We start from the raw sequence: 22,541 nt of genomic DNA, 5'->3' as shown, positions 1-22,541 counted from the left end.
GTCAGCGCGTCAGGCGCTCTTCTTTGCCGCGGTCACGTCCTGGCCCGCACCGCGCCGTTCGCGGATGAACGCGAGGCGCTCCTCCAGAAGCTCCTCGAGCTCGGGAAGGGTGCGCCGCTCGAGCAGCATGTCCCAGTGCGTACGCGGGACCTTGTCGCCGCTGTGATCGACCTCGACGGTCGTGTCGCCGACACGCAGCAAGGCCTCGGCGCCGCAGGTGCGGCATTCCCAGGTCTCCGGCGCCTCGGCGTCGACCGCGAAGGGCAGGGTGGTCTCTTTGCCACACGTGGTGCACACGTATGTGTGTGTGGTCCGGTCATGGAATACGACGCCGTCCTCGCTCTGTAGGCTGGACGCGCCGAGTCGGATGCCGCGCAAACTGCGGTCTGCCATTGTGTGGTCCTCTCGTCGCCTGTACAGGTATAACGCTGAGACCTGTGCGCATACTCCGAACGGGCCTGTGCCGGAAGGCATTCACAGCCGATCCCCAGCCCCGCGAGTACAGGCTCTCAGCGCTGTTCGGCGACCACTCTCAACGCCACATCCGCACGGTCGGTGACGAGCCCGTCGACCCCGAGATCGAGCAGCCGTCTCATGTGCAGCGGGTCGTTCACGGTCCAGACGTGGACTTCCACTCCGCAGGCGTGCGCGGCCTCGATGAGCCGGGGGGTGACCACCCGCACCGGCCCCTGGCGCTCGGGCACCTGCAACGCGTCGACGCCCGCGAGAGCCCGACGCACGAGCGGTGTCGACCGCACAGCCAGCGCCGACAGTGTACGGCCGATCGTCGCGGTGCCGGCCGATGTGGCGGGACGGATGCCGCGGCCGAAGCGCTCGGCGGCCTCGAGCGCGGTACGTCGTCGCGCATCGGAGAAGCTCGCCAGGAGCACCCGCTCGGCGTGCGGGGCGGCGATGCGTCCCACGGGTGCCGCGGCCGCCTGTGCCTTGACGTCGAGGTTGAACCGCAGATCCGGGAAGGCCTCGAGCGCCTGGCGGAGGGTGATCAGCCCGCCGATGTCGGCCATGAGTCGTTCGAGCTCGGCCAGCGGCACGTCGGCGACGGGGCGGGGGTCGCCGGTCACCCGGGAGAGATCGTCGTCGTGGAACAGCACGACCTCGCCGTCAGCGGTGAGATGACAGTCCGATTCGACGTAGGCCGCACCGGCGGCGTGCGCGGCCGCGACGGCGGCGAAGCTGTTCTCGGCTATGCCCTCGGCGTCGGCGGGGAGCAGCCCGCGGTGGGCGAGCACGCGCGGGCCGGGCCGGGCGAACCACGGGTGACTCACGGCGCGGTGGGGTCGCCGGGGCGGCGCGCCGCGGCATCCGACGCCTTCGCCGCGAACGCGCCGCTCACGCCCTTGAGTGCCTCGGTGAACTCGCTCGGGATGATCCAGAGCTTGTTGGAGGCGCTGTCGGCGATCTTGGGGAGGGTCTGCAGGTACTGATACGCCAGCAGCTTCTCGTCGGCGTCGCCCCGGTGGATGGCCTGGAACACGGTCTCGATCGCCTCTGCCTCACCCTGCGCGCGCAGCACCGCGGCCTGCTTGTCGCCCTCCGCGCGGAGGATCTCGCCCTGCCGGCGTCCCTCGGCTTCGAGGATCTGGGCCTGCTTGGAGCCCTCGGCGGTGAGGATGGTCGCGCGTCGCTCCCGCTCGGCGCGCATCTGCTTCTCCATCGAGTCCTGGATCGACACGGGCGGATCGATGGCCTTCAACTCCACGCGCGAGACCCGCAGGCCCCACTTGCCGGTGGCCTCGTCGAGCACGATGCGCAGCTGGCTGTTGATGTTGTCGCGGCTGGTGAGGGCCTGTTCGAGGTTGAGTCCGCCCACGACGTTGCGCAGCGTCGTCGTGGTGAGCTGCTCCACCGCCCCGAGGTAGTTGGCGATCTCGTACGTCGCCGCGCGAGCGTCGGTCACCTGGAAGTACACGACGGTGTCGATCGAGACGACCAGGTTGTCCTCGGTGATCACCGGCTGCGGCGGGAAGGACACCACCTGCTCGCGCATGTCCACGAGTGGGCGCAGGCGATCCACGAACGGCACGAGGAGGTTCAGGCCGGGGCTCAGGGTGCGCTGGTAACGACCGAGGCGCTCCACGACCCCGGCATAGGCCTGCGGGATGATGCGGATGGACCGGAAGATCACGACGACCACGAAGATCGCGAGCACCACGAGCAGGACGATCACGAAGATCTGTCCGACGAACGCTCCGACGTCAACCATCGTCCGACGTCCTTTCGGGTTGGGGGGAGGAGGAGACTTCGACTGCCGAGCCGAGCACGCTCACGACGCGCACGCGGTCGCCGACGCCGACGCCGACGGCGGGCGTGTCGGCGCTGAGCCGTGCCGTCCACGTCTCGCCGTTGTCCAGGCGCACGGAGCCCAGATCGTCGACGAAGGGTGCGACCACGCGCGCGCCCATTCCGTAGAGGGCATCCACGTTGGTGAGCGCGCGCTCCTTGCCGCGATGCAGCACGCGCAGGAGCAGGGGGCGGATCGTGAACAGCAGCAACGCCGAAACGGCGGCGGCAGCGGCCACCTGCAGCCACCACGGGCCGCCGAGCAGGTTCACCCCGAGGCCGCCGAGCAGCGTGCCCGCCGCGAGCATGAGGAACGTGAACTCCAGGGTCACCAGTTCCGCGATGACGAACAGAAGGGCGAGCACAAGCCAGGCGATCCACAGGTACTGCGTGAGATCCGGCAGCATCCCAGCCCCTTCATCGGTCCGTTGACGGAACCCTAACACCGGTCGGCGGACGCACGGTTGATAGGCTCGGACAGCCCGGGCGACGCCCGTTCCGGGCCCCTCGAACAGGAGCGCCGCCCCATGTCCCAGATCCTGCCCGCCGGTTCGCTCAGCGGAAAGACGGCCCTTGTCACCGGTTCGTCGCGCGGCATCGGCGCCGACACCGTGCGCTACCTCGCCGAAGCCGGCGCGAACGTCGTCATCAACTTCCGCAACAAGGCCCCGCGTGCCGAGAAGCTCGCCGCGCAGCTGCGCGAGCTCGGGGTCGAGGCGCTCGTCGTCGGCGCCGACCTCACCGACCCCGACGCCGTGCAGGCGATGTTCGCCGAAGTGGAGCGCGTGTTCGGCGGGCTCGACATCCTCGTGCTCAACGCGTCGGGCGGCATGGAGTCGGGCATGGCCGAGGACTACGCCCTGAAGCTCAACCGTGACGCGCAGGTGGGTGTGCTCGAGGCGGCGCTGCCGCTGCTGCGCCCGGGCGCCCGTGTCGTTTTCGTCACGAGCCACCAGGCGCACTTCATCCGCACCACCACCACGATGGCCGAGTACGAGGTCGTCGCGCTGTCCAAGCGCGCCGGTGAAGACGCCCTGCGCGAGCGCATCGGCGACCTCGACGAGCGCGGCATCGGTTTCGTCGTCGTCTCCGGCGACATGATCGAGGGCACGATCACCGCGACCCTGCTGGAGCGTGCCAACCCGGGAGCGATCGCCTCGCGTCGCGAATCGGCCGGCAAGCTCTACAACGTGTCGGAGTTCGCCGCCGAGGTCGCCCGCGCCGCCGTCGAAGACGTGCCCGCCGACAACACCCGCCTGATCGGGGACACCAGCTCGTTCGCGGAGGTGTGAGCCCATGCGCGCGCGGGACATCGACGCGCTGGTGTCGGTCGGTCGGCCGGTCATCGCCCCCGACGGCGCCTTCACGGTGTTCGCCGCGTCGCACCCCGACCTCGAGGCCAATCGCGACGTCGGCCAGCTCTGGCGCGTCGACCTGCCCGAAGGTGCCCCGCGGCGCCTGACCCGAGGCATCGCCGACACCGAGCCGCGACTGCGGCCCGACGGCGCGCTGGTGGCCTTCCTCCGCGGCGACGCACAGGGCCGCGCGCAGATCTTCGTCGTGCGCGCCGAGGGCGGCGAACCGGTGCAGGCCACCGACGCGCCGCTCGGCGTGAGCGGCTTCGCGTGGTCGCCCGACGGCCACCGCATCGCCTTCAGCGCCCGCGTGCCCGAGCGGGGCCGCTACGGCTCGGTGGAAGGGCTGGATGCCGCGGCCGAGGCGCCGCGGCGCATCACCGGCATCCGCTGGCATGCCAACGGTCTCGGCTACCTCGGCGACCGCCCCGCGCAGCTGTTCGTCGTCGATGCTCCCGACGTCGATGCCGAGCCCTTCTACGAGCCAGCGGCGGCCGTGCGTCGCGAGGGTGAGGACGCGCCGACGCAGCGTCTGATCCCGGCCGAAGCGGTGCAGCTCACCGACGGCACCGCCTCTTACAGTGCCCCGGTGTTCACCACCGACGGGGCGGACCTCCTCGCCGTCGTCGAGGAGATCGAGGAGGTCGTGCGCGACCTGCGCACCCCGGTCGTCGCGGTCGCCGTCGACGGTTCCGGGCAGCGCACCGTGGTCGCCCGCGAGGCGAATCTCGCGATCGACGAGGTGGCCGTCGCCCCCGACGGCGCCGTCTTCGCACTCGCCTTCGACGTCGGGCCCGCCGGTCGCGACTTCGTCGCACCCGGCACCGGCCTGTGGCTGCTGGACGGCGCGACACCACGGTCGCTGACCGATGCCGAGACCATCGACCTCGGCGAAGTGGGAAGCCACATCGGCTTCGACGGCGACGACGTGCTCGTGCAGGACCGCGCGCGCGGACGCGTGCGGCTGCTGCGGGTGACCCGTGCCGGTGCGAGGTCCGAGGTGCTCGGCGGCGACGTCGAGGTGCTCGGGCACGCGGCCGCCGGCGGGAGCATCGTCGCGGCGATCGCCACGCCCACCTCGTTCGGCGAACTGGTGCGGGTGGATGCCGGCGGGACGTGGCATCCACTCACCGACTTCGGCGCCGGGCTGCTCGAAGCCGGGATCGTCACCCCCGTCGAGCGCACCTTCGCCGCGCGTGATCGCTACCCCGTGCACGGCTGGGTCGCGATCCCCGCCGGGGCGGGACCGTTCCCGGTGATCCTGCAGATCCACGGCGGCCCGTTCGCGAGCTACGGCATCCACGCGTTCGACGAGACGCAGGTGCTCGTCGACGCCGGGTACGCGGTCGTCTACTGCAACCCTCGCGGGTCCGCCGGGTACGGCCGGGCGCACGGGCGCAGCATCCGCCAGGCCATGGGCACGGTGGACTACACCGACGTCATCGACTACCTCGACGGGGCCATCGCCGCCGACGCGCGCCTCGACGGTTCGCGGGTGGGGGTCATGGGCGGCTCGTACGGCGGGTACCTCACCGCGTGGGTCATCGCGCACGACCACCGCTTCGCCGGCGCGATCGTGGAGCGCGGCTTCCTGGACCCGGTGGCGTTCGTCGGCACCAGCGACATCGGCTCGTTCTTCGGTGACGAGTACGTCGGCACCGATCCGGAGGTGGTGGCGCGGCAGAGCCCGATGGCGGTGGCGTCGCGGGTGCGCACACCAACCTTCGTCGTGCACTCCGAGCTCGACTTCCGCTGCCCGCTGGAGCAGGCGACCCGCTACTACACGGCGCTCAAGCGTCAGGGGACCCCGGCGGAGATGCTGGTGTTCCCGGGGGAGAACCACGAGCTCACGCGCGGCGGGCAGCCCCGGCACCGCGTGGAGCGGTTCGATGCCGTGCTCGACTGGTGGGATCGGTATCTGCCGGTGCGGTGAGCGCAGACACGACGAGGGGCCCCGGAGATCCGGGGCCCCTCGTGGTTTCGGTTACTTGCCGAAGGTGAACGCGCGGACGATCTGCACGATGCCGAGCACGATCCCCGAGATGCCCAACAGCAGCCAGAGCGTCGTTGCGCCCCACAGCGGCGCGAACAGCAGCACGATGCCGGCGACGATCGAGAGGATCGCGAAGAAGATCGTCCATCCCCGGGAAACGGCCAGTTCGAGGGTCGTGAGCGAGACGATGCCCTCGATGATCCACATGATGCCGACCAACACACCGATGAAGACGCCGAACCAGGCGGTCGCGGCGGGCAGATTGATGAACGCGACGATACCGGCGATGACAAACAGCACGCCGAGCACGATGTGCCCGACGCGTGCCCAACCGCCCTTCTGGGCGCTGAATATGCCGAGCCCGGCGTAGACGAGACCGGCCGCGATCGCGTACACCGCGACGATCGCGACGACGACCATGGCCGTGCGTCCGGGCCAGACGATGATGAGGATGCCCAGCAGCAGGGCGAGCACGCCGCTGATGCCGAGGGCCGTGCGGATGCCGTTGAGAACCGGCCTATCGATGGATTCGGTGGTCATTGGTCTGTCCTTTCTGAGAATCCCCTGTGAGGACGGCGCCAGCATAGCCCTCTCACGCGACGTGCGGGGGAGTCGACACGGCGGGGCGGGTCAACCCAGAAGGAGCATGACGAGCAGCAGAACCGGCACGCAGCCGACGGTCGTGAGGAAGATCGTGTCGCGGGAAATCGTTTCCCCGACGTTGTAGTGCTGTGAGTACGTGAAGATGTTCTGCGCCGTCGGGAGAGCTGCGAGCACCGTCACGATGAGGATTTCGGCGGGGGAGAGGTGGAACACGAACGAGGCCACCGCCCAGGCGATCAGCGGCATGGCGATGAGCTTGAGCGCCGTCGCCAGCAGCACGTCGCGGCGGCGGCCGGGCTTTCCCAGCACGCGCTGTCCGTGCAGTGACATTCCGTAGCCGATCAGCAGCACCGGAATGCACGCGTTCGCCACGGACTGCGCGGGATCGAGGATCAACGGCGGCAGCTCCCAGCCGCTGAGCGAGACGGCGACGCCGAGCACCGACCCCAGCACGATCGGGTTCGTCGCGGTGCGGCGCAGGATGCGGCGTGCGGAGCGCTGGCCGCTGGTCGCGGCATCCAGGATGGCCATCGAGATCGGGGTGAACACGAGCAGCTGCAGCAGGATCACGGGAGCCGGGAAGGCGGCGCTGCCGAGCAGATACAGCGACAACGGAATGCCCATGTTGTTGGAGTTGACCTGTCCGGCCGACAGCGCCGCGATCGTCGTCTCGCCGGCGGAGCGGCGCCACACGAACCGCGAGAACAACGCCTGGACGGCGATGACCGAGACGGCGGCGATCGCCGAGACCGGCAGCAGCGCCGAGAACAGCGTGTGCACGTCGGCCTGTGCCAGCACCACGAACAGCAGGAACGGTGACAGCACGAAGAAGGTCAGCCGGTTCAGCACGTGACGCCCGTGCGGACCGAGCAGGTCGATGCGCCCGATGATGTAGCCGATGAGGATCGCCACACCGATGACGACGAACCCGGTGGCGACATCCAGCACGGTACGAGCCTAGGGCTCGCCGCGGCGGACGCCGCGCGATCGACGCGGTAGCGTGAGCCGCAGTCGACCGATGAAGGAGACGATGTGGACGAGAAGACCGCGGGTCGGTCCGGCTGATGGGGCAAGTTCGTCGCACTGTTCCTGGGTGTTCCGCCCATCGCCGTGCAGGCCGCATCCGAGGTCGAGGGCGATGACGACGAACCGGGCCCGTTCGAGCGTCGCCCACGCAGCTGAGCCTCTCACCTGACGCGTGCCGCGGATGAGGTCCGCAGCCGCCTGATCGCCGGCTTCATCCGCACATCGGCGTCTGGATAGCATCGAGCTGTGGCGCAACTGCAGACGAGATGGGCGGTCCTCGGGCCGGGCGCGATCAGCCGAGACTTCGCGGTGGGCCTCCGGGCCTCGCGACACGGCGTCCTTCACGCGGTGGGCAGCACGTCCGTCGACCGCGCCGAGGCCTTCGCCGCTGCGCACGGGGCCGCGGCGTTCGGAACATACGACGAGATCCTGGCGCGCGACGATGTGGACGCGGTGTACGTCGGCACGGTCCACACAACGCATGCCGCCCTCTCGGTCCGGGCACTCGAGGCTGGCAAGGCCGTGCTCTGCGAGAAGCCAGCGAGCCCGACGATCGACGAAGTCCAGCGGATCCTGCTCGCCGCGGAGCGTGCGCAGCGCCCATTCCTCGAGGCGTTCAAGACGCGGTTCGGGCCCTTCGCCGAGGCCCTCCGAGAGTTCGCCGCCGGGGGAGATCTGGGCGCGCCGGTGCGCTTCGAGGGTGCGTTCGGCTTCGATGCGGGCGTCCGTGAGGGCCGTCTGTTCGATCCATCGCTCGCGGGTGGCGCGATCCTCGACGTCGGGTGCTACCCGGTCGCCCTGGCCATCGATCTCGCGGACGCGGCCGGGCGGCCGATCATGCCCGATTACCACTCCTTCGCGGCGGAACTCGTCGGTGGCGTCGACGGCGCAGCCTCGGCCGAGCTTGCGTTCGGTGATTTCACCGCGGTGATCGCGACCTCGGTGATCGAGAATCTGTCCGACACGGGCATCCTGCGCTTCACCGATGGCGAAGTGGTGCTGCCCGATGTGTGGGGCAGTCGTACCGAGAGTCCGTCGCAGCTCATCGTGCGCCGCGGGGGCGCGGAGCGGGTCATCGAGGTGCCCGTCGTCCAGCCGATGGGCGCAGAGGCCGATGCGCTGTCACTTGCGATCGCCGAGGGTCGCCTCGAGGTGCCGCAGATGCCGTGGGCGCACACCCGCGCCGCTGCTCGCGTCCTCACCGACTGGCGCGAGGCCGCCCTCACGCGCTGACGCTGTCGCCGGTTCGAACTCCAGCCGCCGCCGCAGCTCATGGGAACGTTCCCTTGACGAGTCCGGCCTCGCGCAATAGCCTGACCGAATCCTCATGGGAACGTTCCCGCGACTGGCCGGACCGCACCCGCTGAGGTTTCATCAGCGAGCACACAAGGGAGTGTTTCATGAGGTCAAGACGCGCAACCACCGCGGCCTCCGTCATCGGAGCCGTACTGATCACGGTCGCCGCGGCCGGCTGTTCCGGCGGCGGGGGAGCGGATGCCGGCGACAGCGGTGATGGTCAGATCACCCTCACGATCACGACGTTCGGAACCATGGGCGTAGACGCGAACTACGAGAAGTACATGGAGGAGAATCCGAACATCAAGATCGAGGCGACCAATCTCGAGGGCGGCGGAGCCGCGCGTGACGACGCGTACGCGAAGATCGCCGCGAACACCGGACTCAGCGACATCGTCGCGATCGAAGAGGGCTGGCTCGGCACCATCCCTTCAGATGCTTTCGTCGACCTGCGCGACCACGGCATCGAGGACGTGAAGGACGACTGGCTCGACTGGAAGTACAAGCAGGGCACGGACTCGGAAGGTCGCGTCATCGGAGCCGGCCTCGACATCGGCCCCCAGGGCATCTGCTACCGCGGCGACCTCTTCGCCGCCGCCGGCCTGCCCAGCGAGCGCACCGAGGTCGCAGAGTACCTGGGCGGCGAGGACGCGACGTGGGATCGCTTCTACGAGGTCGGTCAGGAGTATGTCGACGCCAGCGGCGCGGCGTTCTGGCACAGCCCCCGATTCTTCTGGAACTCCTTCGTGAACCAGCAGGAAGAGGGCTACTACAAGAAGGACGGCGAGACGCTCAACATCGAGGGGAATGACGTGCTGAAGGAGCACTACATCGAGCTCGTGGACGCGGAGATGTCCGGCCTCGGTGCCGGGCTCCCCGGATGGGACGTCGGCCCCGAGGCCAAGGAGGGCGACTTCGCCGTCTACATGTGCCCGAGCTGGATGCTGGGCATCGTGCAGGGCTACTACGACGAGGGCACGACGGACAGCGGCTGGGACTTCGCCGATGTTCTCCCCGGTGGCTCGGCCAACTGGGGCGGCGCTTTCCTCGGTGTCTCCGAATCGTCGGAACACCAGGAGGAGGCGGCCAAGCTCGCTCTCTGGCTGGCTGCTCCCGAGCAGCAGGCGGCATCGTTCGAGCTGGCTGGCCCGTACCCGAGCACCCTCGAGGGGCAGGAACTCGTTGCGGACTCCGCGAATGCGTTCTTCAACGACGCACCCGTCGGGGAGATCTTCGCGGCGCGGTCCGAGGGCGTCATCGCTCAGGTCAAGGGGCCGGAGGACTCGAACATCCAGGACAACGTCTTCGGTCCGACACTGGACCGCGTGAGCCAGGGCGAGATCACCAGCGGTGAAGAGGCGTGGGACGAAGCCTTGAAGACGCTCGATCAGGTCGTCCGCTAGTCCGCACTCCACCGGTGGGGCGGCCGACTGTCGGAGGCCGCCCCACCACCATTCCCACCCGCGGCACTTCTCCTCGATTGGCAGAGAGATGACCACTTCCACCGCCGTCCGCCGGGCTCCATCGGGCCTGACGTTCCGGCAGAAGCTGAGTCGATTCGACTACGCAGCTTCTCCGTACCTCTATATCGCGCCGTTCTTCATCCTGTTCGCGCTCATCGGGCTCTTCCCGGTCATCTACACCTTCAACGTGTCGCTCTACGACTGGGATCTGCTGAAGGGCCAGGGCGACTTCGTCGGCCTGGCGAACTACGGCGCCGTGCTGAGCGACCCGTTGTTCTGGAACGCCTTCGGCAACACCATCAGCATCTTCCTGCTGTCGGCAATTCCGCAGCTGGTCGTCGCGACGATCATCGCCGCGCTGCTCGACCAGGCGCTGCGCGGCACGACGTTCTGGCGGATGAGCGTACTGCTGCCCTACATCGTGGCCCCGGTCGCGGTCGCGGTCATCTTCCTGCAGATCTTCAACCAGTACCACGGGCCGGTCGCCGGCCTTCTCGAGCTGATGGGCCTGGACCCCATCCGGTGGACCTTCGACGTCTTCCCGTCGCATGTCGCCATCGCGAGCATGGTGAATTGGCGCTGGACCGGCTACAACGCGCTGCTCCTCCTTGCCGCCATGCAGGCCGTGCCGCGTGACGTCTACGAGTCGGCTTCCCTCGACGGCGCGAGCAAAGCCCGCCGGTTCTGGTCGATCACGATCCCGATGATCCGGCCCACCATGATCTTCGTCGTGATCACCGCGACCATCGGCGGACTGCAGATCTTCACCGAGCCGAGGCTCTTCGACTCACGCACGTACGGGGGCGGTAACAAGCAGTTCCAGACGATCGTCCTCTACCTCTACGAGATGGCGTTCCCGCGACGAGACTTCGGGATGGCATCCGCCACCGCCTGGATCCTCTTCCTCATCATCATCCTCGCCGGCGTTCTCAACTTCGTGGTCGCCCGGGCCATCCGCACCACATCCGAGCGGCCCGTTCGACAGCCGGTCCAGAAGATCCTTCCACTGAAGCGAGGCGTATCATGAGCGCTGTCCTGGAGAAGAACCTCACGGCTGCGGGGGCCGGCCACGCGCCACCGCCGCAACGCAAGGCGAAGAACCACGAGACGCCAGGCATCTTGACCTACTCGATCCTGATCGCCTTCTTCCTGGTGTCGGCGTTCCCGCTGTGGTGGTCTTTCGTCATCGCCAGCCGGCAGTCCTCGGACGTCAACCTGGTGCCGCCGGCGATTCTGCCCGGCCCGAACTTCTTCGACAACATCACCAAGGTCTTCACGACGGTGCCCTTCGTCCAGGCGCTGATCAACAGCATCATCATCGCGGGCGCGATCACGATCTCGGTGGTGTTCTTCTCGACGCTCGCCGGCTACTCCTTCGCCAAGCTGCGCTTCCGGGCGAGCAACGGTCTGCTCCTCGCCGTGATCGCGACGATGGCCATCCCGACTCAGCTCGGCATCATCCCGCTGTTCATGCTCATGGCCGAATGGGAGTGGGTCGGGACGCTGCAGGCGGTCATCGTGCCGGGGCTGGTGACGGCGTTCGGCGTGTTCTTCATGCGCCAGTATCTGGTGGACGTCATCCCCGACGAGCTCATCGAGGCAGCACGGGTCGACGGCGCCTCGATGTGGGGCACGTTCTGGCACGTCGCCCTGCCGGCGGCTCGGCCCGCGATGGCGGTGCTCGCGCTGTTCACCTTCATGGCCGCGTGGACCGACTATCTGTGGCCGAGCCTGGTTCTCGGCCCCCGCAATCCCAGCGTGCAGACGGCTCTGGCCACCCTGAGCGCGAGCGGAGGGCAGACACCCGACAACTCGCTCGTCCTGGCGGGGGCCGTCGTGTCGGTCATCCCGCTTCTCATCCTCTTCTTCCTCGCGGGGAAGCAACTCATCGCAGGAATCATGCAGGGAGCAGTGAAGGGCTAGATGAACACCATCGACACGACGGCGGGCGCCGTCGCGGAGCGCGCGGATGACCAAGAGGTCGGCCTGACCTTTCCCCCTTCTTTCGTGATCGGCTCGGCCACCGCCGCCTACCAGATCGAGGGCGCGGTGGATGCCGACGGGCGGGGACCGTCCATCTGGGACACGTTCTCGGCCAAGCCGGGAGCCATCACGAACGGCGACACGGGGGAGATCGCTGACGACCATTACCACCGGGTCGAGGCGGATCTCGACCTGATGGCATCGCTGGGCCTCGACGCGTATCGCTTCTCCATCTCCTGGCCGCGCATCCAGGCGAGCGGCTCGGGGCCTGCGAACGAGCGCGGCCTGGACTTCTACTCGAGGCTGGTCGATGGGCTCATCGCCCGCGGCATCCGTCCCATCGCGACGCTTTATCACTGGGATCTGCCGCAGGCCCTCGAAGATCGGGGCGGGTGGACCAACCGGGAGACGGCGTATCGCTTCGCCGAGTACGCCGAGATCGTCGGTACCGCCCTGGGCGATCGGGTGCCGGTGTGGACGACCCTCAATGAGCCGTGGTGCAGCGCGTTCCTCGGTTACGGGTCGGGTGCTCACGCCCCGGGGCGCACCGATCCGGATGCTGCGCTTCGCGCCGCGCATCACCTCAACCTGGCGCACGGACTCGCGGTGGCGGCATTGCGCCGGGTGGTGCCGGCGGATGCCGAGGTCTCGGTGACGCTGAACTTCCATGTGCTGCGCGGAGCGGATGCGTCGTCCCCCGAGGCGCGGCGCCGCATCGATGCGCTTGCCAACCGCTCCTTCACGGGACCGATGCTGCACGGCGTCTATCCCGAAGATCTCCTTCAGGACACCGCCGACGTCACGGACTGGTCGTTCGTCCTCCCGGGCGACCTGGAGATCATCCACCAGCCGCTGGACTTCCTCGGGGTCAACTACTACTCCACGGCGACGGTGCGGATGTGGGACGGCGTCTCGGTTCGTCAGCGCGCGGATGGGCACAAGGATGTCGGCGGCTCGCCCTGGCCGGGCAGCGAGCACGTCGAGTTCCTCGTGCAGGACCCGCCTTACACCGCGATGGGGTGGAACATCGCGCCCGACGGGCTGGAGGAACTCCTGCTGTCACTGACCCGTGAGTTTCCGGCTCTCCCGTTGATGATCACCGAGAACGGTGCGGCGTTCGCGGATGAAATCGTCGGTGGCCGGGTGCGAGATGTTGCGCGTCTGGACTATCTGCGCCGCCACTTCGCCGCCGCCCACCGAGCTATCGAGCGCGGTGTCGACCTCCGTGGATACCTCGTCTGGTCGCTGCTGGACAACTTCGAGTGGGGGTACGGCTACACCAAGCGATTCGGGATCGTCCACGTAGACTACGAGACCCAGGAGCGCACCGTGAAAGACAGCGGTCGCTGGCTGGCGCGACTGATCGAGGGTCGCAGCATCCCGCACTGATCGGTGCTGGTTTTCCCGATGAGACGCTGGATCGAGGTCAGGACAGCATGAGTGCGCAGTCGGATCAAGAGGTCGCGCCGCCCACCCTGTTCGCGGTGGCGGCCATGGCCGGCGTCTCGAAGTCAACGGTCTCGCGGGTCATCACCGGCTCGCCCCATGTCACCCCCGAGTCGGTCGCGGCGGTGAACGCGGCCATCGCGCGCCTGAATTACATTCCCAACCGCGCTGCCAGGAGCCTCGTCGGGCGCAGGGCCCACATGATCGCCATGGTCATCCCCGAACGGACGGCGGATTTCTTCGCCGACCCGTACTTCGCCGAGGTCATCCAGGGTGCCGCGCTGTACGCATCGACGACCGGCTACATGCTCACTCTGCTCATCGAGTCGGGTGGGAACGCGGGGAAGACGAGGCAGTTCCTGCTGGGAGGCAACGTCGACGGAGCTCTTGTGCTCTCTCATCACACCGGCGCGCAGACCTACGCCGAACTGTCGCCGAGCCTGCCGATCGTTTTCGGGGTGCGGCCTCTGCAGCCCACGTCCCCGGCTGTCCACGTCGTGGACGTGGACAACGTGGAGGTCGGTTTCCGTGGCACCCGCGCGCTGATCGATGCGGGGCGCTCGCGAATCGCGACGATCGCCGGGCCGCTCGACACGGCGGCCGGGATGGACCGTATGGAGGGGTTCCGAAGCGCCCTGGCGGCTTCCGGACTCCGGGACGATCTCTTCGAGGTGGGTGACTTCACTCCTGCCAGCGGCGCACGCGCCATCGCGCGGCTTCTCGAGCGGGATCCGACGATCGATGCTGTGTTCTGCGCCTCGGCTCAGATGGGCTCGGGCGCGGCGACATACCTGCGCGAGCAGGGGGTGCTCATTCCGCACGCGATTGCGCTCACGGCGGCGGATGACAACTTCTTTGCCGCGAGCGCCTCGCTCACGACCCTCGATCTGCATACGGCCGAGAAGGGCGCCGTCATGGTGAAGACGCTCCTGACTCTGGTGGAGGGAAAAGAAGTGCCGTTGGTCACGACGATCGACTGTGACCTGGTTGAGCGATCATCGGTCTGAGGTCAACGTGAATAGTCGCCAAACCTCGTGATCTTCGAAAATAGGGTGCGGTCGCGATGTCGTGCGACCCGCAGGGTGGGGGAGAGGCTGGCCCCGTGACAGACCCACGGGATGCCCGTTGGGCTTCCAGGCACGCCTTGTGGTCAGACCATAGATGTACGGCTCCGCGGGGCCGGCATCGACGGGCCAGGAGAGAAACGTCGGGCCGGCCGGTCGTTGGTGGTGCCGCAGCGATCGACGGTGGTGCGCCGATAATGCACATTATGTCAATCCACGTGAATCGCACACGCCGCACGGCGGCTGCGCCCCTCCCCGCGCCGCGCTCACCGTATGGTGGACGCACCATCGCGGTGTCGACCGGAGCGGGAGGTGATGACATGCGTGAACGCCGGGCCACGAGCCTACCGCGGACGATCGCCCGGTGGATGCTGGGTGCAACGCTCCTGTTCACGGGAGTCGGACATCTCACCTTCGCGCGTGCCTCGTTCGTCGCCCAGGTTCCCGCGTGGATCCCCCTGCCGGTCGACTTCGTCGTGCTCGCGTCAGGCGTCGTCGAGATCGCGCTGGGCGTCGCGCTGCTGGTATGGGCGCGGCAGCGTGTGCTGATCGGGTGGATCACCGCGGCGTTCTTCGTGGCGATCTTCCCGGGGAACGTCGAACAGTTCGTCAGCGGCACGGATGCCTTCGGTCTGGACACCGATCTCTCCCGCGGCATCCGCCTGCTCTTCCAGCCTCTCCTGGTGATCTGGGCGCTGTGGTCCACCGGCGCGTGGCGCGCGTGGCGCGAGCGACATGATGGACGCACTGCTGCCCCCGCCGATCGCCCAGACCGCGATCCGCGCACGCTGTGAATCCCGCCCGGCGCTAGGCCTGGCCGAGTTCGCGTCGGGCAGAATTCAACGCCGCCTCGTAGGCATCCTTCTGCTCCCGGCCCCGAGGTCGCTCCCGGCGAACGGCGTAGCCCTCGTCGCCCGCTTCGGTGTCGAACCCTCCTGCGCGCCCGAGCACCTCGATCGCGTCCACGGTCGAGGTGACCGCTCCCCTGGTCTGCGCGTCGGCTGCCAGCGCCCGGTTCGACTTGCGATAGCTGAGGACGGCGACCACCAGTGCGCCGATACCGGTCAGGCCGCCCACCAAGGAGCCGATGCTTGATATCCAGTCCGTCACCGTAGGCATGGCGCAACGATAGCGACCATCGGGGCGCCCGAGTGCTGCTCCCCTGACGCTCCCCTGGCGGGTGTCCGACCCCGGCGGCACACTGGCAGCACCACCGACATCGGGAGCGGATGAGATGAACACGACAACGGCGCACGTGATCAAGCCCCTCACACCGGAGACCTTCCCCGCCTGGTTGGCGCTCGCGCAGAAACACAACGGGGTGTGGGGCGGATGCTATTGCTCCTACTTCCACGGCGACACCGAGGAGACGATCAAGAGGGAGCACGACGGGCCGACGTTCAAGCGACGTCTCGTGGATGAGGGTGTCGCCCACGCCGCCCTCGTCTTCGACGGCGACCAGGCGATCGCGTGGTGTCAGTACGGCAGTCCCCTCGAACTCCCCGGCATCTACCACCGCAAGGAATACGACGCCGGCGAGGGCCGCCCGGCACCGTGGCGCATCACGTGCTTCTTCGTCGATCGCGACCACCGCCGCTCGGGCGTCGCCCGGGAAGCCCTGGACGGCGCGCTCGCGCTGATCTCCCAGGCCGGCGGGGGCGAGGTGGTCTCGTTCCCGAACGAGCTGGTGCCCGACAAGAAGACGTCGTCCTCCTTCCTTCACAACGGCACGAGGGCCATGTTCGAGAAGGCGGGATTCACCTTCGAGCGCCACATCGGCAAGCGCAAGACCGTGATGCGCATCACCGTGCCGCCGACCGTTGCGGCAGGGACTCGCGCTTAGGTCAGCACGCGGTAGCGCAGATGCACCTCGCTGGCGAAGGCCGAGGTGTCGACGCGTTCCAGCCCGCCGTCCTTCTCGATCGCGTCGCGCGGGCTGTGCGTCATGAGGTACACCGGCACTCCGAGCATCCCGCCGTACGGGATCTCACCCGCCTCCACCGTCTGCGTCTTGTTGGCGCCGCCGATGACCGCGCCGATGTCCGCGACGACACCGCCGACGACGGCCTCATCGCCGGCATCCACCGGAAAGCCGTTCATCCAGTCGACTCCCCCGTCGGCATCGGCCATGAAGCCGTCCAGGCTCACCGTTGCGTGAATCAGTACCTTCGCCATCGCTCCCCCTCGAGCATCGTGTGCACAGATGAGGTGAGTCGAGTGGCTCACCTCAACGCAGCGTAGACCGGCGGGATGTGTCGGCGAGGTTCCCCGAATTGCGCGAGCGCACGTTCGATTTCGGCACCCTGCCTGTGCTTCGGGCGCTGCGGGATTTTTTCACGACGGCCAACGCGGCGCGCACCATCGCCGCGCGGTACGGGGTGTCTGTCGACCGAGAGCCGAACGCCCCGGCGACCTCGAGGTGAGCGGATCGCCGCGCCGTCCGGTCGATCTCGATCCGGCCCGCCTCCGGATCGGTGGAGCGGCGTGGGGCCTGCGACGGCCTTACGCGCTCGCCGCAGTCGCCGCCTGCAGCGCGATGCGGATCATGTCGCCGAACGTCTGCTCCCGCTCTGCGGCGGTGGTCTCCTGGCCCGTGACCAGATTGTCCGACACCGTGCAGATGCTCAGCGCCCGGCGGCCGTAGTACGCGGCCAGCGTGTAGAGCCCGCTCGTCTCCATCTCGACGCCCAGCACGCCGTGCCGCACGAACGGCTCGTTGAGCTCGGGTCGCGTGGTGTAGAACTGGTCGCTCGACAGCAGGAGCCCCACGTGCACGGCGGATGCCACCGGCTCCCGTTCACTGGCCTCGACCGCCGCGCGCAGCAGCGAGAAGTCGGCGACGGGCGCGTAGTCGAGCCCGTGGAACCGCACGCGGTTGATGCCGGAGTCCGTGCACGCACCGTTGGCGATGATGATGTCGCGCAGCGCGAGCCGGTCGGTGAGTGCCCCGCACGATCCGACCCGCACGACGGTCTGCACGTCGTACGCCTCGAACATCTCGTTCGCGTAGATCGCCATCGACGGCTGACCCATGCCCGACCCCTGCACCGAGACGCGCGTGCCCTGCCAGGTTCCGGTGTAGCCGAGCATCCCGCGCGTCTGGCTGTACAGCTCGGCGCCCTCGAGGAAGGTCTCGGCGATCCACTTCGCCCGCAGCGGGTCGCCCGGGAACAGGACGATGGGGGCGATCTGGCCGGGCGCGGCAGCGATGTGGGTGCTCATCCGCCCACAGTAGGTCAGTCGGCTGTACGCGCGGTCGGCCCCGGCTCTCCGCCGTCTGCGATGATGGCCGGCACGCGGAGCAAGGAGGAACGATGCCCCCCAAGATCGTCGTGCTGGGCGCGACCGGCTACACCGGCGACCTGATCGTCGAGGCCCTGGTGCGTCGGGGCGGCTCGCCCGTGCTGGCCGGACGCAACCCGCTGAAGCTCGCCGACGCGTCGGCGCGCCATGCGCGGCTGCCGACGCGGGTGGTGGATGCCACCGACGCTGCCGCCGTCGCCGGCATCCTCTCCCCCGGCGATGTGCTGGTCAGCACCGTGGGGCCGTTCGAGAAGGTCGGGTGGGCGGGTGCGGAGGCCGCCGTGCGCGCCGGGGCGCACTATCTCGATACGACCGGTGAGGTCGGGTTCGTGCGGGCGCTGCAGGACCGTCACGACGGGGCGGCCCGAACCGCCGGCATCCTCATGCTGCCCGCATTCGGCTACGACTACGTGCCGGGGATGCTGGCCGGTGCCCTCGCCCTGGAACGCGCCGGGGCCGATGCCACGACGCTGCGCATCGGGTACTTCGCCGCCGGATCGCTGCGCGGCGGCATCAGCAAGGGGACGCGGGCCACCCTCGCCGCCGGCATCCTGCAGTCGAGCCCGGTGTGGCGCGAGGGGCGACTGCAGCAGGTGCCGACGGCGGGGCGCACCTACGCGTTCGACCTGCGCGGCTCCACGCGCACCGGCATCCTCGTCTCGGGGACCGAGGTGCTCTTCCTGCCGCCGCTGTACCCGACGCTGCAGACCGTGGAGGACTACAACGGCTGGTTCCCGCGCACCGCGCGGCTGATGCCGCTCATCACGCGGCTCGCGCGGGGTATCGGCACGGTGCCGGCGGGGCGCCGGCTGATCGAGCGGATCGCCGGTGCCGGCGGTGGCTCCTCCCCCGGTCCCGATGCCGCTGCGCGGGCCCGCACGCGCACCCGCGTCGTGGCGACGGCGAGTGACGCGGCCGGGGTCATGGTGGCGGAGGCGCACCTCGATGCCCCGAGCCCGTACACACTCACCGCCGACCTTGTGGCGGTGGCGGCGGAGCGGCTCCGCTCATCGGTGCCCGCTGCGTTCGGGGTGCAGGGTCCGATTCAGGGGTTCGGCCTGGCCGCGCTGCAGGAGATGGGTGCCGATGTGGGGATGACGGTCGACGTCAGCTCAGGACCACGAGGAGGCTGAGCGCGGCCAGGAGGGCGGACAGCGGTGCCATCGTGTAGCGCTCGGGCTTGCTGCGGGAGATGCCGTTCATCGCTATGCCGAGCACGAAGTAGGCGAAGACGACCCACATCGCGACCGTGGAGACGGCATCGGGCACGAGGTCGATCACCCCGGCGCAGTCCAGCGCCAGCAGGGCGATGACCGCGTAGATCACGACGGACACCGCACTGCCGATGCGCAGGCGCGTCGGCAGGATCCGGTGGGTGCCGCCCCAGGCGAAGCGTCCGAGCGGGGCGCCGAAGATCAGCGCGAACTGGAAGACGGTGAGGAGTCCGAGGAGCGCGGTGAGGGCGTAAGCGGCGATCACGGCCTGAGCCTAGCGGGGAGGAGGTGGTTGCCCGGATCAGTCCGGGTTCGCGATGCCTCGTTCGCGGACGTCCTGCGGCTGTCGTTCTACGTCGTCGATTGGGAGGCGTCGGACATGGACGCGTTCATGGCGGGCGTGACCGAGGTCGCGGCGGAGATCGGCCTGCCGCTCCCGATGCCTCCGGCATCCCTCATCGGCGTCGAGAGTCTCTTCGCGCCGGGCGTGCTCGTGGAGGTCGAGGTCACGGCGCTCGCCGCCTGAGGCGAGGTGCCTGCGGGGCGCGCGAGCGGGGCGCGCGTTGCGTAGGGTGCAGGCACGCCGTCGGGTCGCTCCGATGCGATCGGACCGCGATTGTCGGGTGCGGCCGCGCGGCCGGAGGCAGGCTGGATGTCGAAAGGGGAAGCCGTGATCGCTGTTCTCAACCGGCTCGTCGAGTACGTCGAGCATCACCTCACCGAGGACATCGACATCGGCGGTCTCGCGACAGGTCTCGGCACGACCGAGTACCACGTGCGGCGCATGTTCTCGTCGCTGGCGGGCATGCCGCTGTCGGAGTACATCCGTCGGCGGCGCATGACCGTCGCGGCGGCGGAAGTGCTGGCCGGCGACGTGCTGGTGGACATCGCGGTGCGCTACGGGTACGGCTCGACCGAGGCATTCCAGCGCGCTTTCCGTGCGGTGCACGGTGTCGGTCCCGGTGACCTTCGCCGTCACGGCGGCCCCCTTCGCTCGCAATCGCAACTCAGGTTCCGCCTGACCGTAGAAGGGAACACCCCGATGGACACCCGCATCACCGCGCAGCCCGCCTTCCGCATGATCGGCCACGCGACACCCGTCCCGCTCATCCACGTGGGCGCGAACCCCCACATCCAGGCGTTCATCGCCGGGCTCCCGGCCGACGAGCACGCCCGCCTGAAGCGGCTCGGCAATGCCGCACCGACAGGGCTGCTGCAGGTCAGCGCCGACGTCGATCCCGACTACACCGAGGGCAGCGAGCTCACCTACCTGCACGGCGTGGCAGTCGACGCGCACAGTTCCGTACCTGCCGATCTGACCGTGATGGAGGTGCCCCCGGGTGACTGGGCGGTCTTCCGCACGTCCGGCCCGTACCCCGAGGCTCTGCAGTCGATGTGGGCGGCCACGGCCACCGACTGGTTCCCGTCGAACCCGTGGCGTCTGCGGCCGGGACCGGCGCTCGTCGCGGTGCTCGAGCGCGCCGAGGACTTCGCAACCGCGACGTGCGAGCTGTGGTTGCCGGTCGAGCGCGGGTGATGCGGCGCTCCGGCATCCGTCAGAGGGCCTTGCGCATCTGCTGGGTCACCACGTCGTAGCCCGACGATCCGTACAGGCTGATCGCGGTGGCGTTGTGCCCGAACACGTTGAGCTCCAGCGCGCCGACGCCCGTCTCCCGGGTGGCCTGCTCCACGGCCGCGAGGAGGGCACGGCCGTAGCCCTTGCCTCGGTGGGGCTCGGCGACCTCGATGTCGTAGAGGAAGGCGACATCCGGTGCGCCGCGGGGGTGGTCCAGGCTGACCCAGGCCCGCCCGACCGGGGCGCCGGCGGCATCCACCGCCGTGAGCAGGAGCGTGCGCGGGGTCTGCAGGCCGTCGGGGAGCAGTTCAGCGTTCTCGTCGAGGGCGCGCTGCACCGCGCCGTCCGCCGCCCAGCGGCCTGCGGCTACCTGCTCGGCCGCGTACTCCGTGGCGATGGTGGTCTGCCACTGCGCGTACTCGTCCGGGGTCATCGGCCGTACGGTGAGAGCTGTCATGGCGCCCATGATGGCACGGCCTCCCACCGCCGATCGGTGGCGGGTTGTCGACATTCAGGCTGTGACCGGGTCGCCGATCGGCGCCGGGCTGTCGGAATTCAGGCTGTGACCCCGTCGCCGGCCCGTGGCGGGCCGAATACCCCCGCGGAGCCTGAATTCCGACACCGGGCGGCCGCGCCGCTGCCGGCCACCCAGCCGGCGCGTCCCTGCCTCGTGGGAAGCCGACATCCCGACGGCGGCCGGGCTCCGCCGGGTCGCTGTTGCCCGCTGTCGGAATTCAGGCTGTGACCCGGTCGCCGGCCCGTGGCGGGCCGAATTCCCCCGCGGAGCCTGAATTCCGACAGCCGCGGCGGCCGCCCGGCTGCGGCGGCTGCCCCGCGGCTGAGGTCGGGCGGTCCGGGGCCCGCTGCTCCCCGGCTCGGGCGCCGGGCTGTCGGAATTCAGGCTGTGACCGCGTCGTCGACCCGTGGCGGGCGGAACTATCCCGCACCGCCTGAATTCCGACGGGGCAGCGGCGGCGGGTGCGGGCGGATGCCGGCCCGTGCTCCGCCGGGTCGCTGTACCGCGCTGTCGGAATTCAGGCTGTAACCGCGTCGTCGACCCGTGGCGGGCGGAACTATCCCGCACCGCCTGAATTCCGACAGCCGTGGCGGCTGCGCGAGCGGGCGGGGTCAGCGGCGCGGGGTCCAGCCGGAGGGGCGAGGGTCCTCGCCCATCGCGCGCTCACGGTCGGCGGCGGCCGACCAGCCCTGCGCGGCGCCGACGGCGTCGAAACCGCCGCGCGCGAGACGCACCCCCACATCGTCGTGATGCATGCGCGGAGCACCGCCCCGGCGGGTGGATGCCCGCACGCTCCAGGCGTCGTCGGCGAAACCGCCCCCGCGGAACACCCGGTAGTCGCCGTAGCGGGCGGGGTCGAGCAGGTCCCAGCACCACTCCCACACGTTGCCGAGCGTGTCGAACAGGCCGTTGAGGTTGGGGAGCTTGCCGCCCACGTCGTGGGGCGCGGTGCCGCCGTCGGCTGCCGTCCACGCCACCTGGTCGAGCGGCCCGTAATGGGCGCCGGTCGACCCCGCGCGGCACGCGAACTCCCATTCCGCCTCGGTCGGCAGGCGGTAGCCGTCGGAGTCGACGTGCCACGTGACGTCCTCCCCATCGAACGTGTAGGCGGGGTCCAGGCCCTCCCACTCGGATGCCGCGTTGCACACCCGCACTGCGCGCAGCCAGCTCAGGTCGCTCGCCGGCCGCCGCGGGTACGGCGCCGGCTCGCCGAGCAGCTCGCCGAGCTGCTCCTGGGTGAGCGCGTACACGCCGATCTCGAACGGCTCCAGGGTCACCTGCCAGCGGCGCTCACGGCGGGCGTCATGCAACATGACGGTGCCGCCGGCGATCCGCGCCATTTCGAGATCCTTCACTCCAGGACTCTAGCGTCGGTCGCGGCGGCACCGGGTCGTGCGTCGC

25 protein-coding genes are annotated in these 22,541 nt (G+C 69.3%); 13 read left to right on the top strand and 12 right to left on the bottom strand.

The annotated features are described in order from the left end of the window. Nucleotides 1-9: 9 nt before the first annotated feature. The 4 genes from ACFVR6_RS12165 to ACFVR6_RS12150 all read right to left on the bottom strand — a co-directional run bounded on the left by ACFVR6_RS12165 (nucleotide 10) and on the right by ACFVR6_RS12150 (nucleotide 2,708). Nucleotides 10-393 carry an RNA polymerase-binding protein RbpA gene (locus ACFVR6_RS12165; protein ID WP_386963318.1) on the bottom strand — a complete coding sequence of 128 codons (384 nt, stop codon included), beginning with the start codon at nucleotides 391-393 and terminating at the stop codon, nucleotides 10-12. A gap of 116 nt (nucleotides 394-509) precedes the next feature. Beyond that, nucleotides 510-1,286, bottom strand: a complete 777-nt coding sequence (locus ACFVR6_RS12160; protein ID WP_386963315.1) for a glycerophosphodiester phosphodiesterase family protein — start codon at nucleotides 1,284-1,286, stop codon at nucleotides 510-512. Continuing rightward, nucleotides 1,283-2,224 carry an SPFH domain-containing protein gene (locus ACFVR6_RS12155; RefSeq protein WP_386963312.1) on the bottom strand — a complete coding sequence of 314 codons (942 nt, stop codon included), beginning with the start codon at nucleotides 2,222-2,224 and terminating at the stop codon, nucleotides 1,283-1,285. The genes ACFVR6_RS12160 and ACFVR6_RS12155 overlap by 4 nt, the downstream gene beginning before the upstream one ends. Continuing rightward, nucleotides 2,217-2,708 carry an NfeD family protein gene (locus ACFVR6_RS12150; RefSeq protein WP_386963309.1) on the bottom strand — a complete coding sequence of 164 codons (492 nt, stop codon included), beginning with the start codon at nucleotides 2,706-2,708 and terminating at the stop codon, nucleotides 2,217-2,219. Before ACFVR6_RS12150 ends, ACFVR6_RS12155 begins: the two co-directional genes overlap by 8 nt. Nucleotides 2,709-2,828: 120 nt before the next feature. On the opposite strand from ACFVR6_RS12150, the gene ACFVR6_RS12145 reads away from it, so the two are divergent. After that, nucleotides 2,829-3,593 (top strand): SDR family oxidoreductase, encoded by a 765-nt coding sequence (locus ACFVR6_RS12145; protein WP_386963306.1) that lies wholly within the window; start codon nucleotides 2,829-2,831, stop codon nucleotides 3,591-3,593. 4 nt (nucleotides 3,594-3,597) lie between these two features. Beyond that, nucleotides 3,598-5,589, top strand: coding sequence for a S9 family peptidase (locus ACFVR6_RS12140; protein ID WP_386963303.1), 1,992 nt, complete (start codon nucleotides 3,598-3,600; stop codon nucleotides 5,587-5,589). A gap of 51 nt (nucleotides 5,590-5,640) precedes the next feature. Here the strand turns inward: ACFVR6_RS12140 and ACFVR6_RS12135 are convergent, their stop codons facing one another. Both ACFVR6_RS12135 and ACFVR6_RS12130 read right to left on the bottom strand, forming a co-directional pair. Beyond that, a complete protein-coding gene (locus ACFVR6_RS12135) occupies nucleotides 5,641-6,189 on the bottom strand; it encodes an HdeD family acid-resistance protein (RefSeq protein ID WP_386963300.1) in 549 nt (182 codons plus the stop codon). Nucleotides 6,190-6,279: 90 nt separating this feature from the next. Then, a complete protein-coding gene (locus ACFVR6_RS12130) occupies nucleotides 6,280-7,200 on the bottom strand; it encodes an AEC family transporter (RefSeq protein WP_386963297.1) in 921 nt (306 codons plus the stop codon). Between the two features lie 324 nt (nucleotides 7,201-7,524). Between ACFVR6_RS12130 and ACFVR6_RS12125 the strand changes: the two genes are divergently transcribed. The 7 genes from ACFVR6_RS12125 (at nucleotide 7,525) to ACFVR6_RS12095 (ending at nucleotide 15,324) form a co-directional block, all read left to right on the top strand. Next, nucleotides 7,525-8,511, top strand: a complete 987-nt coding sequence (locus ACFVR6_RS12125; RefSeq protein ID WP_386963294.1) for a Gfo/Idh/MocA family protein — start codon at nucleotides 7,525-7,527, stop codon at nucleotides 8,509-8,511. Nucleotides 8,512-8,678: 167 nt separating this feature from the next. Continuing rightward, complete coding sequence (locus ACFVR6_RS12120; protein ID WP_386963291.1) at nucleotides 8,679-9,977, top strand: ABC transporter substrate-binding protein; 1,299 nt, start codon at nucleotides 8,679-8,681, stop codon at nucleotides 9,975-9,977. Nucleotides 9,978-10,065: 88 nt separating this feature from the next. After that, complete coding sequence (locus tag ACFVR6_RS12115; RefSeq protein WP_386963288.1) at nucleotides 10,066-11,064, top strand: carbohydrate ABC transporter permease; 999 nt, start codon at nucleotides 10,066-10,068, stop codon at nucleotides 11,062-11,064. Continuing rightward, nucleotides 11,061-11,960: a carbohydrate ABC transporter permease gene (locus ACFVR6_RS12110; protein ID WP_386963284.1), complete on the top strand. Its 900-nt coding sequence runs from the start codon at nucleotides 11,061-11,063 to the stop codon at nucleotides 11,958-11,960. The genes ACFVR6_RS12115 and ACFVR6_RS12110 overlap by 4 nt, the downstream gene beginning before the upstream one ends. Continuing rightward, on the top strand, nucleotides 11,961-13,409 hold the full coding sequence (locus ACFVR6_RS12105; RefSeq protein WP_386963281.1) for a GH1 family beta-glucosidase: 1,449 nt from the start codon (nucleotides 11,961-11,963) through the stop codon (nucleotides 13,407-13,409). A gap of 47 nt (nucleotides 13,410-13,456) precedes the next feature. Next, nucleotides 13,457-14,473 (top strand): LacI family DNA-binding transcriptional regulator, encoded by a 1,017-nt coding sequence (locus tag ACFVR6_RS12100; protein ID WP_386963278.1) that lies wholly within the window; start codon nucleotides 13,457-13,459, stop codon nucleotides 14,471-14,473. Nucleotides 14,474-14,850: 377 nt separating this feature from the next. Continuing rightward, entirely contained in the window at nucleotides 14,851-15,324 is a 474-nt protein-coding gene (locus ACFVR6_RS12095; RefSeq protein WP_386963275.1) for a DoxX family protein, read from the top strand. Nucleotides 15,325-15,337: 13 nt separating this feature from the next. On the opposite strand, the gene ACFVR6_RS12090 is transcribed toward ACFVR6_RS12095, so the two are convergent. Continuing rightward, complete coding sequence (locus tag ACFVR6_RS12090) at nucleotides 15,338-15,649, bottom strand: hypothetical protein (protein WP_386963272.1); 312 nt, start codon at nucleotides 15,647-15,649, stop codon at nucleotides 15,338-15,340. A 115-nt stretch (nucleotides 15,650-15,764) separates the two neighbouring features. On the opposite strand from ACFVR6_RS12090, the gene ACFVR6_RS12085 reads away from it, so the two are divergent. Next, nucleotides 15,765-16,373 (top strand): GNAT family N-acetyltransferase, encoded by a 609-nt coding sequence (locus tag ACFVR6_RS12085; protein WP_386963269.1) that lies wholly within the window; start codon nucleotides 15,765-15,767, stop codon nucleotides 16,371-16,373. Here the strand turns inward: ACFVR6_RS12085 and ACFVR6_RS12080 are convergent. Together ACFVR6_RS12080 and deoD are read right to left on the bottom strand one after the other, a co-directional pair. After that, nucleotides 16,370-16,705 carry a hypothetical protein gene (locus ACFVR6_RS12080; RefSeq protein WP_386963266.1) on the bottom strand — a complete coding sequence of 112 codons (336 nt, stop codon included), beginning with the start codon at nucleotides 16,703-16,705 and terminating at the stop codon, nucleotides 16,370-16,372. The genes ACFVR6_RS12085 and ACFVR6_RS12080 overlap by 4 nt on opposite strands. A 327-nt stretch (nucleotides 16,706-17,032) precedes the next feature. After that, nucleotides 17,033-17,752 (bottom strand): purine-nucleoside phosphorylase, encoded by a 720-nt coding sequence (gene deoD / locus ACFVR6_RS12075; RefSeq protein ID WP_386963263.1) that lies wholly within the window; start codon nucleotides 17,750-17,752, stop codon nucleotides 17,033-17,035. A gap of 92 nt (nucleotides 17,753-17,844) precedes the next feature. On the opposite strand from deoD, the gene ACFVR6_RS12070 reads away from it, so the two are divergent. Then, complete coding sequence (locus tag ACFVR6_RS12070) at nucleotides 17,845-18,966, top strand: saccharopine dehydrogenase family protein (protein WP_386963260.1); 1,122 nt, start codon at nucleotides 17,845-17,847, stop codon at nucleotides 18,964-18,966. On the opposite strand, the gene ACFVR6_RS12065 is transcribed toward ACFVR6_RS12070, so the two are convergent. Beyond that, nucleotides 18,941-19,312, bottom strand: coding sequence for a hypothetical protein (locus ACFVR6_RS12065; RefSeq protein WP_386963257.1), 372 nt, complete (start codon nucleotides 19,310-19,312; stop codon nucleotides 18,941-18,943). The two genes, ACFVR6_RS12070 and ACFVR6_RS12065, sit on opposite strands and share 26 nt — an antisense overlap. A 27-nt stretch (nucleotides 19,313-19,339) precedes the next feature. On the opposite strand from ACFVR6_RS12065, the gene ACFVR6_RS12060 reads away from it, so the two are divergent. Beyond that, nucleotides 19,340-19,573, top strand: a complete 234-nt coding sequence (locus ACFVR6_RS12060; protein ID WP_386963255.1) for a hypothetical protein — start codon at nucleotides 19,340-19,342, stop codon at nucleotides 19,571-19,573. Between the two features lie 144 nt (nucleotides 19,574-19,717). Beyond that, nucleotides 19,718-20,584, top strand: coding sequence for an AraC family transcriptional regulator (locus ACFVR6_RS12055; protein WP_386963252.1), 867 nt, complete (start codon nucleotides 19,718-19,720; stop codon nucleotides 20,582-20,584). A gap of 19 nt (nucleotides 20,585-20,603) precedes the next feature. On the opposite strand, the gene ACFVR6_RS12050 is transcribed toward ACFVR6_RS12055, so the two are convergent. Together ACFVR6_RS12050 and ACFVR6_RS12045 are read right to left on the bottom strand one after the other, a co-directional pair. Further along, entirely contained in the window at nucleotides 20,604-21,080 is a 477-nt protein-coding gene (locus ACFVR6_RS12050) for a GNAT family N-acetyltransferase (RefSeq protein ID WP_386963249.1), read from the bottom strand. Between the two features lie 671 nt (nucleotides 21,081-21,751). Next, a complete protein-coding gene (locus ACFVR6_RS12045; protein ID WP_386963247.1) occupies nucleotides 21,752-22,495 on the bottom strand; it encodes a formylglycine-generating enzyme family protein in 744 nt (247 codons plus the stop codon). Between the last annotated feature and the right edge of the window lie 46 nt (nucleotides 22,496-22,541).

This window comes from Microbacterium sp. NPDC058021 (assembly GCF_042885955.1).
In the GTDB taxonomy this organism is placed as follows: Bacteria; Actinomycetota; Actinomycetes; order Actinomycetales; family Microbacteriaceae; genus Microbacterium.
This window is presented reverse-complemented; position numbering and strand designations above follow the sequence as displayed.